Here is a 17,017-nt window from a genome sequence, read left to right as displayed (position 1 = left end):
GAAAGTTGCCAAGTGCAGTTTTAAGTGAATCTTACGAACTGGAATATGGAATGGATAGTGTAGAAATGCATAGTGATGCATTGGATAAACATGATGTGGTTTTGATTCATGATGATTTGCTGGCCACCGGAGGTACTGCAGTTGCAGCATTAAATTTGGCAAAAAAGTGTGGTGTTGAGAATATTTATTTCAGCTTTATTTGCGATCTTGAATTTATTGATACACCTAATAAGGCGATACTAAAAGAATACGAAACTCAGGTATTGGTAAAATATCAGTAATTGAAATATAAGACGGTAAATAAAAATATTGATCACTTAAAATCGCTTATATCGGTGTTGCCGAATAAGCCCGGTATTTATCAGTATTTCGATCAATCGAATACAATAATTTATATTGGAAAAGCAAAGAACCTGCGAAAGCGGGTTTCTTCGTATTTTACAAAGAATCACGATCACCGAAAAACGGCTTTATTGGTACGCAATATTGTTGATATAAAACACATGGTAGTGGAGAGTGAGCAAGATGCTTTGTTGTTGGAAAATAATCTGATTAAAAAGTATCAGCCGCGCTACAATATTCGATTAAAGGATGATAAAAGCTATCCATGGATATGTATAAAAAACGAGCCTTTTCCACGGGTTTTTAAAACCAGGGATTTGGTTCGCGATGGTTCAAAATATTTCGGTCCGTACACTTCTATTTATACCGTCAGGACTTTGCTGGATTTGTTTAAATCGGAATATAAATTACGTACCTGTAACTACAATTTATCACCCGAGAATATCGCTTCAGGCAAGTATAAAGTTTGTCTGGAGTACCATATTGGAAATTGTAAAGGACCATGTGAAGGGCACATTTCAGCAGAGAAATACGACCAGAGAATTGCTGATATTACAGATATTTTGAAAGGAAATATTTTAGGCGTTATAAAGCATTTGGAAGGTATGATGGCTGAAATGGCGGAGAATTTAAATTTCGAAGAAGCAGCTGCAATCAAAGAAAAGTATGATTCGTTAAAACGTTATCAGAGCCGTTCCACTGTAGTGTCTCCGGTTATTACAGATGTTGATGTGTATTCGATAGAGGAGGATGAAAATTTTGCCTTCATCAATTACCTGAAAATTATAAAAGGAGCCATTATTCAAACCTTTACTTTAGAAATAAAAAAGGGTTTGGATGAGAATAAAGAAGAGCTTCTTTTGGCCGGGATTATTGAAATACGGCAGAAAATATTTAGTAACGCACGCGAAATTCTTGTGCCTTTTAAACTGAAAAATGTGATTGAAAATGTCACTTTTAAGGTGCCGCAAAGAGGGGAGAAGAAGCAATTGTTAGACCTTTCAATGCGTAATGCAAAGTATTTCCGTCTGGAAAAAGACAAACAAGCGGTACTGAAAAATCCTAAAATACGAACGGATCGTATACTAACAACTATTAAAAAGGATTTACAATTAAAGGAATTGCCCGAACGAATTGAGTGTTTTGATAACAGTAACCTGCAAGGAACAAATCCGGTTGCAGCGTGTGTAGTCTTTAAAAATGCCAAACCGGCAAAAAAGGAATACCGTCATTTTAATATCAAAACCGTTGAAGGACCAAACGATTTTGCCTCGATGGAGGAGGTAGTTTACCGGCGTTACAAACGTTTAAAAGAGGAAAACAAACCATTGCCAAACCTTATTGTTGTTGACGGTGGAAAGGGCCAGTTATCCGCAACAATGAAAGCGATGGATAAGCTGGAGTTACGTGGTAAAATAACGGTTATTGGTATTGCAAAGCGACTTGAGGAAATCTATTTTCCGGGTGATTCAGTTCCTCTTTACATCAACAAAAACTCTGAAACGTTAAAAGTAATTCAGCATTTAAGAGACGAGGCGCACCGTTTTGGAATTACTTTTCACCGGGATAAACGCTCGAAATCATTTATAACATCTGAATTAGGTAATATAAATGGAGTAGGGGAGAAGACTACTGAAAAATTATTGAAGGATTTCAAATCGGTAAAACAAATAAAACTACAACAACTCGACGCTTTGGAAGCCTCAATTGGGAAGGCTAAAGCAAAGGTTGTGTACGATTATTTTCAGAAAATAAGGGAATAAAAAGAACGGATCCTATCAGCTGATCAAACCAAAACTTAGAAGTGAGTTTATTGAGTACCGTTAAATATTTACAATCATATTGAAATGAATAAACGTGTTTTGCTGGGGATGAGTGGAGGAATTGACAGTTCTGTTTCGGCGATGTTATTACAGGAGCAGGGTTTTACTGTTATTGGAGTTACATTTCTTTTTAGTGGTACCGATGATCAAAATCATCACTTTTTAAAAGATGCTACTGATTTAGCTAATCGCTTAAAAATTCAACATATTACCGTAGATCTGCGAAAGGAGTTTGAAGAATATGTTATTCGTTATTTTATCGACGAATATATAAACGGTCGCACACCTTTCCCGTGTGCATATTGTAACCCTAACCTGAAATTTAAATACCTGGACAAATACGCGAATGCAATGAATTGCGATTCAATCGCTACCGGGCATTATGTGAAAACCGGAATCTATAATGGACAGAAATATATCTTTCAGGGTGAGGATCCGGAAAAAGATCAATCCTTTTTTCTTTGGGGATTGCCTCGCGAGATTATCGATAAACTGATTTTTCCATTGGGTAATTTTAAAAAAACAAAGATTAGGAATATTGCCCGGGAAAAAGGATTTTTTTCTTTATCAGAAAAAAAGGACAGCCTTGGAATATGTTTTATTGAGGGAAATGATTACCGGCAATTTCTAAAAAAGAGCGGTATAAAATCGCAGCCCGGAAATTTTATTGATCAAAGCGGGAACATTTTAGGTGAGCACAAGGGAATTTTCAATTATACCATCGGACAACGTCGCGGATTGGGCCTGAATCTGAATTTTCCGTTATTTGTGGCCGAATTTCGTCTAGATGACAACGAAATAGTGTTGGCAAAATACGACGATTTATACCGATCTAAATTGTATTTGGAAAATTACTATATACTTGATAAAGAGATAGTTGAAAGTAATATTGAGCTAATAGTAAAGGTGCGTTACAGGCTTCAGGAAACCCCCTGTAATTTGCATATTTTAAACGATACTGTGGCTCAGGTCGAATTATTAGAACCTGAAGCCATGATTGCACCCGGACAAACGGCAGTATTTTATCAAAACGACAGATTGATCGGTGGTGGATTTATAAAATCAGCAGAATAGATATTATCTATTAAAAGATCCGATCGTATACAGATTCTTTAAAGAATAGAATTTTGTTTACAACTGCAATAACTACCCTCAAGATTCAGAAAACAGTTTTCTCCATTATGATTTATTAAGACACAATTGATATAGGAGCAAATCTTAAATCTTATATCAATACGACTAAACTTATGTTGTTCTAAATAGTCAATTCTATTTAATACTAAATAATCAAAAAAGCGAAAAAGTGGCCATTCACCCGTTTTCGAAGGTGGCTTATAACAAATAGATCGATTGGCAATAGTCAGTTATTCAGATTGTAGTGTCAGAGTCTATTTACTCGCGGAAATGACGAAATATGTGTAAAAATAGAAATCAAATATTCAAAAACTAAAATCCCAAAACCTGCATCGACTTAATTTTGAAGAAAAAGTACACGGTTTCCATACCTGAAAATGAGGAGTAATGGAATTATGACCATTCGCAATATTGATTAATAAAAAAAATAAATCTTAAACTCTGAAATGATGTAATTATGAACGTAAGACAAAAGACTTTTTTATTGGCGCTTAGCCTTTTTATTCTGGTTGGTTCTGAATTAAAAGCCCAACAAGGAAGACCAGGACGTCAGATGGACGATCCTGCTTTAACCGATACTACAGGAAGAAGTATTGATGCTTATTTTGCTCCGGTATCGCTTGAAGAAAGTACCCCGGATAAGGATGGTTTTATTCAACGTTGGTTACTATTAGAACCAATTAGTAAATCCAACCGTAGTAATACTGTATTTACCGACAGCTATCTTCGTGCAGCATTCGATACGCTTTATTTCCCCAACCAGTTTACTATTTTGCCAGAAGATGGTGACATTGTAAAAGTTGGCGATACTGAACTGGCCTGGCATGCTTTGGACAGTAAACTTTTCAATGTAAAATTATTCCGTTTCGCTTATGGATTAGCTAAACCTATTTACGGAGTGGTGTTTTGGGCGGTAACTGTTGTTAATGCGCCTGAGGACATGGAAAATGTGAGAATGGCAGTGGGCTCAAACTCCGCATCGATGTGGTGGTTAAACGGTGAAGAAACATTACTGCTTTCGGGCGACAGACGTATGGTAATGGATGATGCTGTATCGCCGCGACTAACGCTTAAAAAGGGAAAAAATATTGTTCGTGGCGTTGTAATCAACGGGCCGGGAATGAGCGATTTTTGTGTTCGTTTTCTGGATGAAAAAGGCGAGCCAATCAAAAACATCACAGTTACTTGTGAGTAATATCGTTTAATCAAACTAGTAAAAATCTCAATTGAAACGAAATTGTTATGAAACAAATCAAAATATTGGGCTCAATAGCTCTTTTATCGCTGTTATTCTGCGAAACAGTAATGGCACAAGTAGGGAAACCGTATATACACGACCCTTCAACAATAATGGAATGCGACGGAAAGTATTATACTTTCGGAACCGGTAGAGGCGGTTTAATATCCGAAGATGGTTGGGAATGGAACGGTGGGGGAGTGCGACCCGGTGGTGGTGCTGCTCCTGACGCAATGAAAATAGGTGACCGTTACCTGGTAGTTTATGGTGCAACCGGTGGTGGTCTCGGAGGCGGACACAACGGACGAATTCTGACCATGTGGAACAAAACACTCGATCCAAATTCTCCCGATTTTGAATATTCTGAACCTATTGAAGTGGTGCGATCGGAAGGTATGGAGGATTGTGATGCCATTGATCCGGGACTGTTACTCGATCCAACTACAGGGCGCTTATGGTGTTCGTACGGTACTTATTTTGGGTTTATTCGCCTTATCGAGCTCGATCCCAAAACAGGGAAACGCGTTGAAGGTAATGAACAAATTGATATTGCTATCGACTGCGAAGCCACAACAATGATGTACCGTAACGGATGGTATTATCTGTTGGGCACACACGGAACCTGTTGCGATGGTGCTAATTCTACTTACAATATCGTAGTTGGTCGTTCAAAAGAAGTTACCGGCCCGTATGTTGATAATATGGGAAGAGAAATGCTTAAAGGCGGTGGAAAAATGGTTATTGCTGCCGGCGGAAGAGTTACCGGTCCCGGGCATTTCGGATTAATAACTATTGATGAAGGCGTTCAAAAAATGTCATGCCATTTTGAAGCTGATTTAGATCGTAGTGGCCGCAGTGTACTTGGCATTCGTCCGTTACTTTGGAAAAATGACTGGCCGGTTGCAGGTGATCCGTTTAAAGAAGGAACTTACGAAATTGAATCGGAAAGAAGAGGATATGCTTTGGAACTGGTGGTTGATTTTGTGCGTATGCCACGTGGAACACACCGGTTTTGGGAAGATGCAGACAAACCGGTTGAACCTATTCCTTCACAAACTTTAGAAGATGTAATCGACACCTGGCCAAAAGGAGACATTGGTGTAAGAATTGGTGATTACATGTTCCGTCCGCACCAACGATGGACGATAACTGCAGTGCCTGAAGCCGGTGGATATTTGGGTGGGCCTTACTATAAAATCGTTATTGAAGGAACAGAACGCGCCCTGGCAGCAACAGCAGATGCTGAAGTAATTGCAGTGCCGGAATTTACAGGTGCTGACGAGCAATTGTGGAGAATAGAACAATTGATTGACGGAACGTTCAGAATAATGCCTAAGGTGGTTCCAAATTCAAATAAGAAGCTGGCGTTGGTATCCTCAGGTGACAGTACGCCTACGCTTGCTGAATTTGATTTTAACAGTGACAATTCTAAATGGAATTTTAGAGATCACTAGAGTAAGGTTAAAAATATTTTTGCGGAAGGCGCTTGTTTATTCAACTTGCGCCTTTCTTTTTGCTTAAAATGCAGGTCGGTGTTTATCATCCGGTTCCAGTAATCCCAGGTAACTTCTGAATCGGGAAGGAGCGATCTGATAGTTTTCCACGGCCTCTTTAACGGCACAACCGGGTTCGTGGGTGTGCGAGCAATTGTTGTACTGGCAATGCTCCGAAAATTTGAATATCTCAACAAAATAATGCGAAATCTCCCACGGTTCCATTTCCAAAACACCAAAGGCTTTAATTCCCGGCGTATCGATAATATACCCGCCAAAATTCAACTTAAACAGTTGAGAATAGGTAGTGGTATGTTTTCCGGTTTTGTGTGAGTCGGAAATCTCCATGGTCCTCAGATTCAAACCCGGCTGAATAAGATTAATTAGTGTCGATTTTCCAACACCGCTATGGCCGTTAATTACGTTGGTTTTGTCTTTTAAAGCTTCTTTAAACTCTTCGATACCGGTTCCTTCTTTAGCCGATGTTTTGAGGCATTTATAGCCGATATTACGGTAGATCTGCATCAACAGGTCCATCTCTTCGGTTTCGTCTTCATTGTAGCGGTCTGCTTTGTTAAAAACAATCATAACCGGAATACGGTACGCCTCGGCCGAAGCCAGGTAACGGTCGATAAAAGTGGTTGTGGTAACCGGGTATTGCATGGTTACTACCAAAACGGCCTGGTCGATGTTGGCAGCAATAATATGTGCCTGTTTCGAAAGATTGATAGAACGGCGAATAATGTAATTTTTGCGTTCGTTGATCTTGGTAATCAAACCAACTTGTGCCACATTTTCGTCGGCAGACACGTTTTGGAGCGTAAATCCCACACGATCGCCCACGGCAACGGGGTTTGTGTTCCGAATTCCTTTAATGCGAAATTTGCCCTTTATTTTGCATTCGTAGGTATTTCCGTTTTCATCCTCCACGGTATACCAGCTGCCGGTCGATTTTATTACTAATCCTTCTTTCAAGCTCTTTAATTTTCTGCAAAGGTAGTTTTTCTGCTGTTTATCAGGAAATTTCCCGAAACACCAGATGATTTTTCACGTGGAACAATGGTGGAACAACAAATGAAATGAAGATTATGTGTTTAGTATGGTTACTTATGAATATCGAATGATGATTAACGAATTAAGATTTTAGAAGTAAAGCTAGTAGAACCACTCCCATCTGAAATCAAAATTCGTTAATCAAAATTCATCATTCTTTTATTCCCAATCCAAAATGATCTTTCCGCAGTCGCCTGATTCCATAATTTCAAAGGCTTCCTGGTAATCGTCGGCTTTAAAACGGTGGGTAATAACGGGCGAAATATCGAGGCCGGTGGTCAGCATCATTTCCATGTGGTACCAGGTTTCGTACATTTCGCGGCCATAAATTCCTTTTAGCGTTAATCCTTTAAAAATGAGCTTGCTCCAGTTAATTTGAGTACGTTCGGGCAGCAAACCAAGCAAACTTATCTTTCCGCCATTGTACATGTGGTTTACCATGTCGTTAAAGGCTACCGGCGAACCCGAGCATTCCAAACCAATATCAAAACCACTAACCATATGATGTACTTTCATGGCTTCTTTAATGCTTTCTTTGGTAGGATCGATAACACGTGTAGCACCCATTTTTCGGGCCAGATCGCGGCGGTATTTACTTAAATCGGTACCAATAATATTGCGTGCTCCGGCAAATTTACAAATGGCTGCTGCCATAGCGCCAATCGGCCCGCCAATGCCGGTAATTAATACATCTTCGCCCAGTAAAGGAAACGACAGAGCCGTGTGAGTGGCGTTCCCCAGTGGATCCATAATAGCCATCATTTCATCCGAAATTCGCTGATCGATGTGCAGAACGTTCTTTGCCGGAACAGAAATATATTCCGCAAAACCACCGTCGCGATTTACGCCAATTCCAATGGTATTGTCGCAAATGTGCTGGCGGCCGCGCCTGCAGTTTCGGCAAAATCCACACGAAATATGACCTTCAACGGTAACACGTTCACCCACTTTTACGCGGTCTACCTCCGAGCCCACTTCAACAACGGTTCCCATGTATTCGTGCCCAATGGTTACAGGTGTTTTAATGGTTTGTTGCGCCCATTCGTCCCATTTATAAATGTGCAAATCGGTGCCGCAAATGGCTGATTTTTGTACTTTCAGAAGAATATCGTTGGGTCTGACTGTGGGCATCGGAACATCTTCCATCCAAATGCCTTTTTCAGGTTTACTTTTTACAATTGCTTTCATTCGTTAGTATTTATATTTTTCGGCAACTCATGTAACTCGCTATAATCACAAGGTTTATCAGAAAAAGTTGTAGAAGCTCGTTTCATTTACATATAACTTGTTAGATGTTATCAGGTGCAAGTTAAAACAAAAATATGGCTGAAAATCTAAGGAAAGTCAGTTTTGAAAATTCTTCAATCAGGCGATATTTGAAGGTGCTAACTGTTTGTTAGATATGAATTTAACGGGGTACCACGAGGCAATAAATCCGATAATTAAAACTGCGGCGAATGCTAAAATGATGTCGGTAAAAATGATATGAACCGGGTAGGCCGAAATAACAAAGGAACCACCGGCACCCGGCAATTTTATAAGGCCAAAAGTATTTTGTAACCAGCACACAAAAACACCCAAAATGGTACCTAAAACACCACCTGCCAGCGAAATTAACCAGCCTTCGTATAGAAAAATCCGGTTAATTTGTTCTGTGGGAAGTCCCATGCTACCCAAAATAGCAATATCCTCTTTTTTATCGATATAAAGCATGGTCAGGTTGCCGATCATATTCCCCGAGGCCAGCAGCAAAATAAAAACAAGGATAAAGTAAACCGCCCATTTTTCCGATTTCATGGTTTTAAAAACCAGATCGTGTTGCTGTTCTTTGTTTTTCACGTGGAACCCGGCACCCACAATTTCTTCCAGTTTTTCCTGAAGAGCGTCAACATCAGCCCCATCAGCAATAGCTAGTTCAATGGCGGAAATGTCGTCTTCACTGTCAAAAAGCTCGGTGGCAAACGCCTTTGATACCAGCATGTATTTGGCATCCACATCTTCGAGTACAGCAAACACCGCGGACGGAAACAGATAACCGTGATTAAAAGCCCGTGATGGATTCAGCGATACCTGTTTTCCCTTTTTAGGCACATAAACATGCAGCGGATCGAGAAAGGAAACGCCAACACCAAGATTATTGGCAATTCCGCGCCCCACAACGGCGTAATCTATCCCGTCTTTTTTGAGGTAATATTCGCCTTCAATCAACAGCTTATCGATATTGGTATAATCCGGATAATTATCAGGAACACCTTTAATTGTTGCCGCAAACTGGCGTTTTCCATAACGTAGCAAGGCAACTTCTTCAACCACTTCGGCATACGAAACTACATCGGGTAAGGCTTTTATCTGCTCAATATCAATAGTATTGGGATCAAACATTTTCCCTTCAACCGACGAAATTTTAATATCAGGATCGAAGTCGCTGTAAAACACTCCAATCAGATCGGTAAACCCATTTAAAACCGAAACAATGATGATAATCGCCATGGTACCTACCACGATTCCGGCCATAGAAATCCACGATATTATGTTAATAATATTCTGTTTCTTTTTCGAGAACAGATAACGTTTTGCTATGAAAAATGGTAAGTTCAAACGCCGGTGTTTTGTTTGAGAACGAAAAGTTTCGGAAACTATTTTTTCAGCAGGCTATCAATATTGTCGATATAATCGAGGCTGTCGTCAATGTAAAATTCCAAATCAGGAATAACACGCAGGCTTTTTCCTGTTTTCCGGCCCAGTTCGCCACGCAGTTGTTTGCCCGAAAGCTTAATTTCTTCCAGAATTTCGTTGGCAAATTCCGAGGGAAAAATACTGAGGTGAATGCGCGCAATGGATAGATCTTTTGTTATGCGCACCCCGGTAACGCTGAGCAATTTTCCCGGAAAACGTTCTTTGTTTACTTTTAATAGGATTTCGGCCATTTCGCGTTGAATGAGCCTCGAGATTTTATTCTGTCTTGTGCTGTATTGTTCCATTGTTTCTGATTATAAGCCACAAAATTACGCAAAAACCTTGGAATAGAAGCAGAAATCAGTTAAACAGCGATTGTTTAAAAGCATTTCGCAGGCTTTCGTTGGGTTTAATGATGTTGTAGTTTTCCCAGAATTTTTCGTCGTAGGCCCCTAATAATTCAACAAAAATATCGCTACGGCTAAAACGTTCGTCTTTGTTGAAACGCTTTAAATCGGTGGGTTGAATATTGGTGATTAACAGGTCGGAGACGCTGTGAAACTCGGAGTTTATGCGGTCTCTTTTGCTTCGGACTTTAAATTTAACCGATGCTTTTGCCGAAGCCAGATGCCATTTTCCCTGGTATTGACGGTAATTTACCTGGTAATTTACATAGGTTGGCCGCGCTTTTACTTTTCGCGGTTTCTTTTTAATCATAACCTCTTCGGCCTTTTTTAATCCCGCTTTATCTAGGTGGTAATTAGCATGTACAAGGGCAAATGTTTCACGGTGAACATACATTTCGCCTTCAAAAGGCGGGTAAAATTCGTCGGATTGAGCTTGAAATTTTACCACATAAACCGGTTGGTTTTCATACCATACAACATCGCTGATCTGATATTCATAAACACGTTCGTATTCAGGATCAATAAATGTTTCAACGGTTTTTACGGCATCCAGTTCGGTAATGGTAAAGGGGCCGCCCATCAGTTTAAAATTCAGCCACTTAAAAGGTTGAACTTCTCGACTTTTTCGCCCTTTTAACAAACGCACCAAATCTCCGCGAGTGGTGCCAATATAAGGTGCTTTTAGTACTTCCATTACTGCTTCCGAAACACTTATATAATTTTTATCCTGTTTAACAGTTTCACGATAAAAGGCTGTCATTAGTTTGCTTGATGGTGTATAATTCTTTTCGTAATTGGCCCGCATATTCTTCAATAATTTTTCGGGTGTGATTGCAGTAACTTTTATCTCCTTAATCTGTATTGAAGCGGGTTCCAGGATAAAAAGATCTTCGTCGAGTAATTGATTGGCCGGCAATAACTTTTGCTCGTACCCCATGCACGAAATTACAATGGTATCAGCGATATACGATGGATGAACTTTCAACAGAAATTCGCCATCGGAATTGCTGATGGTACCAATTGGTTTATCTAAAATAGAAACCGATGCAAAAGGAACGGGCCGCCCTTTGCGGCTTTCGATTAATTTACCCGACAGGAAAAAATACTTAACAGGAACCGAATCCGGTGCTGCCGAAAACTCATTATCTTCCGATTTTCGGGTAATAATTACCTGGTTTTGCAACTCGCTAAAACGATATTGAGAGGTATCGAGCAAAGTATTCAGAACGGTGTACAGCGACTTATCCTGGGTCGAAATACTTACTTTTTGGGCGGCATTAAAAATAGTGGCATCGTACGAAAAAAATACGTTAGCCTGCCAACTGATCTGTTCAAAAACAAAATCGAGCGGCTGATTGGTTTGATTGATACTTATGCGGCGCTCGAAAATAGAGCCATCCTGTTGCTGGCCTTTTGTAGTAAAAGATAGCAACAGGATGGTTACAAATATGATCAGTTGTTTTACTTGTTTCATTAAAACATCTTTTTCAGCTCAAAAGAAGTTTTAAACTCTTCGCCGTTGCGTAATACGGTGAGTTTAATTTTTTTGTCTTCGCGGCTTTGAAGCAGCAGGTTAATATCGTTTAACTCCAGCGACTGATGATTACTGCTGTTAATACGAATAATTTGGTCGTTTTCCTGTAACCCAGCAATGTGTGCCGGCGAATTTTCGCGTATATCGGCAATGGTGAAAATGGGCAGACCGGGCATCGGATTGGTAACTTCCATTCCACTCATATTGTAATTAAAGTCTTCTTTAATTTTATGATTCGGTCGTAGTGTTAGACGGCTATTCCTGTAGTCGATTGTAACATAAAAGCGCCTTAAAATTTCTGCTCCAATGGTTCCGTTTCTGCCGTTCACCGAAATCAGGCTATCGATATTTTTTGAGTTCGGAAAGGCTACAATTGGTTTTGTAAGCAGTAGCGGTCCAACCCAAATGGCATCGATGCGTCCTTTTGTTCCGTACAGATCGCCATTTAAACCACGGCCCAAAAATGTTTCAATGTGTTTTTGCGGCAAATTGATTCGCTCGTCTGAACTTTCTGATAACCAAAGCGCATCGCTGGCACCGGTGTCAACCAATAGTTTTACCGGAACTTCTTTCATTTCGTCGGTTACAATTGTGGTGCGCACGAAGGGCTTGTTTCCGTCAAAATGTAAGGGCATAATAATGTCTTTGTTGCGGTCGCGGTACTTGTAATATTCAGGTTTGTACAATGTTAGTTTTTCATTCAGGTAATCAACTTTTACAATGTAATCTTTAAACAGGTTAAAGCCGATTAATCCGTGAACCGGAATACCCAGCATGTGCGATATCTGGAAATTCTCGTCGATAATCATTTGTACTTCCTGGTTACGCGCTGTTAATCCGTCGATATGCATAACGTTATTCCCCGAGCGATAAGCTGTTAACGATTCTCCTTCGCCAAGTCCTTTTACCTTAACCGGCATCATATAGTTCAAATTCAGTTTATTAATAAACGGAAGCTCGGTAATAATCGGGTAGCGAACACCGGTGTCGAGAATAAAATTCAGCGTATCAGAATCGTTAATATTTACCGGAATGATAATTAAGTTACTTGCTGATTTAAATTTTATGGTGATTTGTTTATCGCGCGGATTATCGAACAGAAAACCACGGTTGGTACTGGCAAATTGTTGTGTGGTATTTTCGTATTCCATACTTTCGTCGATAGGAACGTAATCGCGCACTACCAGCAGGTTGTCTTCAATTTCAAAAAGAAGATAAAAGTCTTTCATCAGCTTGTCGAGCACATATTTTAGGGGCTTATTTGATACATTTAAGCTGATTTTTTTGTCTGCAACGATATCTGCGTTGTACGAGTAGTCGATATCCAGATACTTGCAAATCTTCTCAATTACATCTGAAAGTGGCTCGTCTTCAGCGTAGATACTGATGTTTTGATCGAGCGCCTGGCTCTTTGTATCCTGGGCAAAACTGGTGTTAGGTACCACTAACAATGCCAGCAAGGCCATTAGAACAATAATTTTTATTTTATTCCATTTTATTGGTTTCATGACTTTAAAGCTTTACTGATTGTTTGTACGGCTCATTAAAGTGTAATGTTTGCCTTCAACCGATAAATCCAGATCAAATGTGAGCCGAATTACATTTAACACGAAATCAACCGGTTTCTGATCGAAATGACCTTCGTATAAGAGGTCGTTTAGCTCCGGTTCCATCACGTCGATGTTAATGTGGTAAGCTTTTTCAAGACATTCAACCACTTCGTGTAACGGAACAGTGTTGAAAATGAGGTCGTGTGTTTTCCAGGCCAGGAAATTCGGATCGCTGTTTACTGTTTTCATCAATTCGCGGTTTGATAAATGCAGCGTTCCTTTTTCGCCGGGAGACAAAAATACCTCGCGGCTTTCCATTTCAGGATTGTCGTTTTTACTGATTACCTGAACTTTACCTGTTTCAACAATAACCTCAACAGTTTCTGCGTCCGGGTATGCACTAACGTTAAAAGAGGTACCTAAAACTTTAACCTGTGCATTGCCGGCGTTAATTACAAACGGTTTTTCGGGATTACGCTGAACATCGAAAAATGCTTCGCCAATGATGGTAACTTCGCGGGTGTTGCCTTTAAACTTTTTCGGAAACAGCAGTTTCGAGTCGTTGTTTAAAGTAACCACCGAACCATCGGGTAAAACATATTCGTTCAGCACCTGATCTTTGGCCGAGATCGGCTCGCTGTAATAAGCCTTGTCCGGGTTGCGGAAACCAAGGTAATATGCAACTGAACCCAATAAAAGTGCGATAACAACTATTGCAGCATATTTGTAAAATTGTGCAATAACCTCCTTTCTTGTTTTTTGTAGCTGAATAGATCGAACTTTAGCAGGGCTTATTTGTGTATGTACAGATTTCCAGGCCGTTTCGTTATCGAATTTTTTCGCCTGGTAGTAGGAATCTACTTTGTTGAGCATGTTTTTGTACTGCTCAAACTCCGCCCGGTTTTTATCAGATTGATTAATCCAGGTCTCCACCTCGTCATTTTCCTGCGAACTGGATTCGTTACTCAAATATTTGGTAACCAGTTCCCAATCAAATTTTTCTATGTTCTCCATTTTTCCCATCTCGTTTAAATGACAATACACAACGTTTTTACCCCTAACTATTTTTTGTCCTGCTAACAAAAAAGTAGAAGATGAAGGTGTTATATTTTTTTAATTTGTCTCGTAATGATTTGATTGCCAAGCTCATTTGTGCTTCAACTGTTTTAATTGAAATATTTAATTTTTCGGCAATTTCGCGGTATTTTAATCCTTCTTCGCGGCTCAGTCGGAATATTTCGCGACGTTTTTCAGGCAGTTCTTCAATGCTTTTGGCAATGTCGGCAGCCAGATCAACTTCAATATAATCATTGTTAAAGTTGCTTGTTTCCGATTCAGCTATCACTTTTTGAGCATGTAATAATTTGATATTATTATGTTTAATGTGGTTCAGGCAAAGGTTTTTTACCGAACGGAAGAGGTAGTTTTTTAGCGACGTTTCAACTTTAAGATCGATCCGGCGCTCCCAAAGCTTCACAAAGAATTCCTGAACAATTTCTTCGGCAGCCACCTCGTCGGCAATTATTTTAGTGGCGAAGTTGCACAGGTATCCGTAATAAAGTTTAAACAGCTTTTCAAAAGCCTTTTCGTCGCCCTGCTGAATATTTTCGAATAGATTGTTTTCTTCGAATGAGTTCATGTACAAATAGTTCTTACGGTAGTCGCTAAGGTATGAAAAAGAAATACTTTGCAAAAGATTGAAATTATGTTTAAGAAATTTATATCATTTTGTGCTTTCGATTAAGCTGCTATTTTTGCTGACCTTAATTATCATATAATAAGCATGGAAAAGAGAGCAAAAGTGAAGTTCCCAAAAGCATTTTGGGTGGCTAATGCAGTGGAGCTATTAGAGCGGGCTGCATACTATGGTGTGTTTATCGTTATCACACTTTATTTGTCGCGAATATTAGGATTTAACGATTTTCAGGCGGCAATGTTGGCCGGTTCGTTTTCGGCAGGACTTTACTTCTTGCCTACTTTTGCCGGAGCTGTGGCCGATAAAATTGGCTTTAAAAAATCATTGCTGATCGCTTTTACATTACTTTCTATCGGCTACTTTTCGATGGGTGTGCTACCAACTATGCTCGAATCGTCGGGACTGGTAGAATATACCAAAACAACCCAGTTTAACGGGCTTCGCGAAAGCAATTTAAAATGGATTATCGTTCCGATTATGATCGTAATTATGATTGGAGGATCATTCATCAAATCGTGTATTACCGGAACCGTAGCTCGCGAAACGACCAAAGAAACACGTGCACAGGGCTACTCTATTTTTTATATGATGGTAAATATCGGTGCTTTCTCGGGTAAAACCATTGTAAAACCTTTGCGCGATGCTATGGGTAACGAAGGACTGGTTACGCTTAACTACTTTGCCGGAGGAATTACACTTTTGGCTGTAATATTGGTGGCCCTGTTCTACAAAGCAAGTCGTTCGCATGAAGAATCAAAGAGTTTTTCACAAATATTCGATGCATTGATAAAAGTCCTTTCGAATGCCCGTTTAATAATACTGATTCTCATTATTACCGGTTTTTGGATGGTACAACACCAGTTGTATGCCACCATGCCAAAATATGTATTACGACTGGCTGGCGAAGGTAGTGCCATTTCGTGGTTTGCCAACGTAAACCCACTGGTAGTTTTCCTTACAGTTGGTTTTGTTACACAAATTATGCGCAATAAAACATCGTTGTTTTCAATGACAGTGGGAATGTTTATAATGCCGGTTTCGGCGCTTTGTATGGCCTCGGGGCATTTAATGGGAAGCGATCCTATTTTAGGTCTTCATCCCGTTGCTTTTATGATGATTGTAGGTATTGTTTTCCAGGGTCTGGCAGAAACATTTATTTCGCCACGTTACCTGGAGTATTTTTCGCTGCAGGCACCAAAAGGCGAAGAGGGCCTGTATCTTGGCTTTAGCCATCTGCACTCGTTTCTGTCATCTATCCTTGGTTTTGGACTTTCGGGCTGGTTACTTACCAAATATTGCCCCGATCCGCTACTGTTTGACACACATGCCGAGTGGGAAGCTGCTTCGGTAAATGCACATTATATTTGGTTTTATTTTGTGGGAATAGCTTCTGTATCAGCTGTTTCTTTAATTGTTTATGGAAAAGTGGTAAAATACATCGACAGTAAAAAACAAATTTCAGCATAATATTTTGCTGATTCGGGTGAACTGAATTAGCTTGCATATGATCTTTCTCCAAAAGGAAGTCTACGAGTTAGTCGGATTTGCTGAAAGGCGCTGGACCTGCCTGTCGGCAGACAGGTTCAAAATCCAGTTCTGGCAACGGAGTGCGGGTTCGACCAGAGAGATGAACTAACTTAAAATTTAAGTGTATGTTTACCGTTTATGCCCTATCAAGTGAAAAGAGAAGCTATATCTATGTTGGACTGACAACAAATTTGGAAAAGCGCTTGACAGCGCATAATCGTGGATATGAAAGGACAACCAAGCCTTATAAACCTTTTAAACTGATTTATACGGAAGAATATTCAACGCGGGCAGAGGCCAGGAGCAGAGAAAAACAACTTAAGTCTGGAGTTGGTAAATCCTTTTTAAAATCGATTGAAGAAAAATCTGAATAGTTTTTTAATAATATTTTGCTGATTCGGGTGAAATAATTAGTTTTGCACACCAATTTTCCACAAAGGAAGTTTGCCCGGGTGGCGGAATTGGTAGACGCGCTGGATTCAAAATCCAGTTCTGGCAACGGAGTGCGGGTTCGATTCCCGCCCCGGGTACTTTTGGAAGTTCTG

Annotated in this window: 14 protein-coding genes, 1 tRNA gene and 1 pseudogene; 8 read left to right on the top strand and 8 right to left on the bottom strand. The window is 39.9% G+C overall.

The window, feature by feature from the left end; genetic code table 11:
* From ABZB17_RS10140 to ABZB17_RS10120, 5 genes and pseudogenes are all read left to right on the top strand, one after another.
* Window positions 1-281: pseudogene (locus ABZB17_RS10140) on the top strand (adenine phosphoribosyltransferase); the annotation flags it as partial.
* Entirely contained in the window at window positions 282-2,105 is a 1,824-nt protein-coding gene (uvrC, locus tag ABZB17_RS10135) for an excinuclease ABC subunit UvrC (protein WP_372649907.1), read from the top strand.
* 84 nt (window positions 2,106-2,189) lie between these two features.
* Window positions 2,190-3,239 carry a tRNA 2-thiouridine(34) synthase MnmA gene (mnmA, locus tag ABZB17_RS10130; RefSeq protein WP_372649905.1) on the top strand — a complete coding sequence of 350 codons (1,050 nt, stop codon included), beginning with the start codon at window positions 2,190-2,192 and terminating at the stop codon, window positions 3,237-3,239.
* A gap of 517 nt (window positions 3,240-3,756) precedes the next feature.
* Window positions 3,757-4,494: a hypothetical protein gene (locus ABZB17_RS10125; RefSeq protein WP_372649903.1), complete on the top strand. Its 738-nt coding sequence runs from the start codon at window positions 3,757-3,759 to the stop codon at window positions 4,492-4,494.
* Between the two features lie 47 nt (window positions 4,495-4,541).
* Window positions 4,542-5,990: a family 43 glycosylhydrolase gene (locus ABZB17_RS10120; protein ID WP_372649901.1), complete on the top strand. Its 1,449-nt coding sequence runs from the start codon at window positions 4,542-4,544 to the stop codon at window positions 5,988-5,990.
* A 63-nt stretch (window positions 5,991-6,053) separates the two neighbouring features.
* On the opposite strand, the gene rsgA is transcribed toward ABZB17_RS10120, so the two are convergent.
* The 8 genes from rsgA to ABZB17_RS10080 all read right to left on the bottom strand — a co-directional run bounded on the left by rsgA (window position 6,054) and on the right by ABZB17_RS10080 (window position 14,888).
* Window positions 6,054-7,004, bottom strand: a complete 951-nt coding sequence (rsgA, locus tag ABZB17_RS10115; protein ID WP_303922488.1) for a ribosome small subunit-dependent GTPase A — start codon at window positions 7,002-7,004, stop codon at window positions 6,054-6,056.
* A 237-nt stretch (window positions 7,005-7,241) separates the two neighbouring features.
* Window positions 7,242-8,270, bottom strand: a complete 1,029-nt coding sequence (gene tdh / locus ABZB17_RS10110) for an L-threonine 3-dehydrogenase (protein WP_372649899.1) — start codon at window positions 8,268-8,270, stop codon at window positions 7,242-7,244.
* Between the two features lie 177 nt (window positions 8,271-8,447).
* Window positions 8,448-9,680, bottom strand: coding sequence for an ABC transporter permease (locus tag ABZB17_RS10105; RefSeq protein WP_372649897.1), 1,233 nt, complete (start codon window positions 9,678-9,680; stop codon window positions 8,448-8,450).
* A gap of 38 nt (window positions 9,681-9,718) precedes the next feature.
* Complete coding sequence (gene rbfA / locus ABZB17_RS10100; RefSeq protein ID WP_045025710.1) at window positions 9,719-10,063, bottom strand: 30S ribosome-binding factor RbfA; 345 nt, start codon at window positions 10,061-10,063, stop codon at window positions 9,719-9,721.
* A 55-nt stretch (window positions 10,064-10,118) separates the two neighbouring features.
* The gene (locus ABZB17_RS10095) at window positions 10,119-11,639 is read right to left on the bottom strand and encodes a carboxypeptidase-like regulatory domain-containing protein (protein WP_372649895.1); all 1,521 of its coding nucleotides are present in this window, start codon (window positions 11,637-11,639) and stop codon (window positions 10,119-10,121) included.
* Window positions 11,639-13,207 carry an aspartyl protease family protein gene (locus ABZB17_RS10090; protein WP_372649893.1) on the bottom strand — a complete coding sequence of 523 codons (1,569 nt, stop codon included), beginning with the start codon at window positions 13,205-13,207 and terminating at the stop codon, window positions 11,639-11,641. Before ABZB17_RS10090 ends, ABZB17_RS10095 begins: the two co-directional genes overlap by 1 nt.
* Window positions 13,208-13,219: 12 nt before the next feature.
* Window positions 13,220-14,263, bottom strand: coding sequence for a FecR family protein (locus tag ABZB17_RS10085; protein ID WP_372649891.1), 1,044 nt, complete (start codon window positions 14,261-14,263; stop codon window positions 13,220-13,222).
* Window positions 14,264-14,306: 43 nt separating this feature from the next.
* Window positions 14,307-14,888, bottom strand: a complete 582-nt coding sequence (locus ABZB17_RS10080; RefSeq protein ID WP_372649890.1) for an RNA polymerase sigma-70 factor — start codon at window positions 14,886-14,888, stop codon at window positions 14,307-14,309.
* A 144-nt stretch (window positions 14,889-15,032) separates the two neighbouring features.
* Between ABZB17_RS10080 and ABZB17_RS10075 the strand changes: the two genes are divergently transcribed.
* From ABZB17_RS10075 to ABZB17_RS10065, 3 genes are all read left to right on the top strand, one after another.
* The gene (locus tag ABZB17_RS10075) at window positions 15,033-16,412 is read left to right on the top strand and encodes an MFS transporter (protein ID WP_372649889.1); all 1,380 of its coding nucleotides are present in this window, start codon (window positions 15,033-15,035) and stop codon (window positions 16,410-16,412) included.
* A gap of 185 nt (window positions 16,413-16,597) precedes the next feature.
* Window positions 16,598-16,846 carry a GIY-YIG nuclease family protein gene (locus ABZB17_RS10070; RefSeq protein WP_372649887.1) on the top strand — a complete coding sequence of 83 codons (249 nt, stop codon included), beginning with the start codon at window positions 16,598-16,600 and terminating at the stop codon, window positions 16,844-16,846.
* Between the two features lie 72 nt (window positions 16,847-16,918).
* A tRNA-Leu gene (locus tag ABZB17_RS10065) sits at window positions 16,919-17,002 on the top strand.
* Window positions 17,003-17,017: the final 15 nt, after the last annotated feature.

Origin of the sequence: Draconibacterium sp., from assembly GCF_041583095.1 — a bacterium.
Lineage (GTDB): Bacteria > Bacteroidota > Bacteroidia > Bacteroidales > Prolixibacteraceae > Draconibacterium.
Note: the sequence above shows the minus strand (reverse complement) of the source record. Positions and strands in the feature narration are given on the sequence as shown.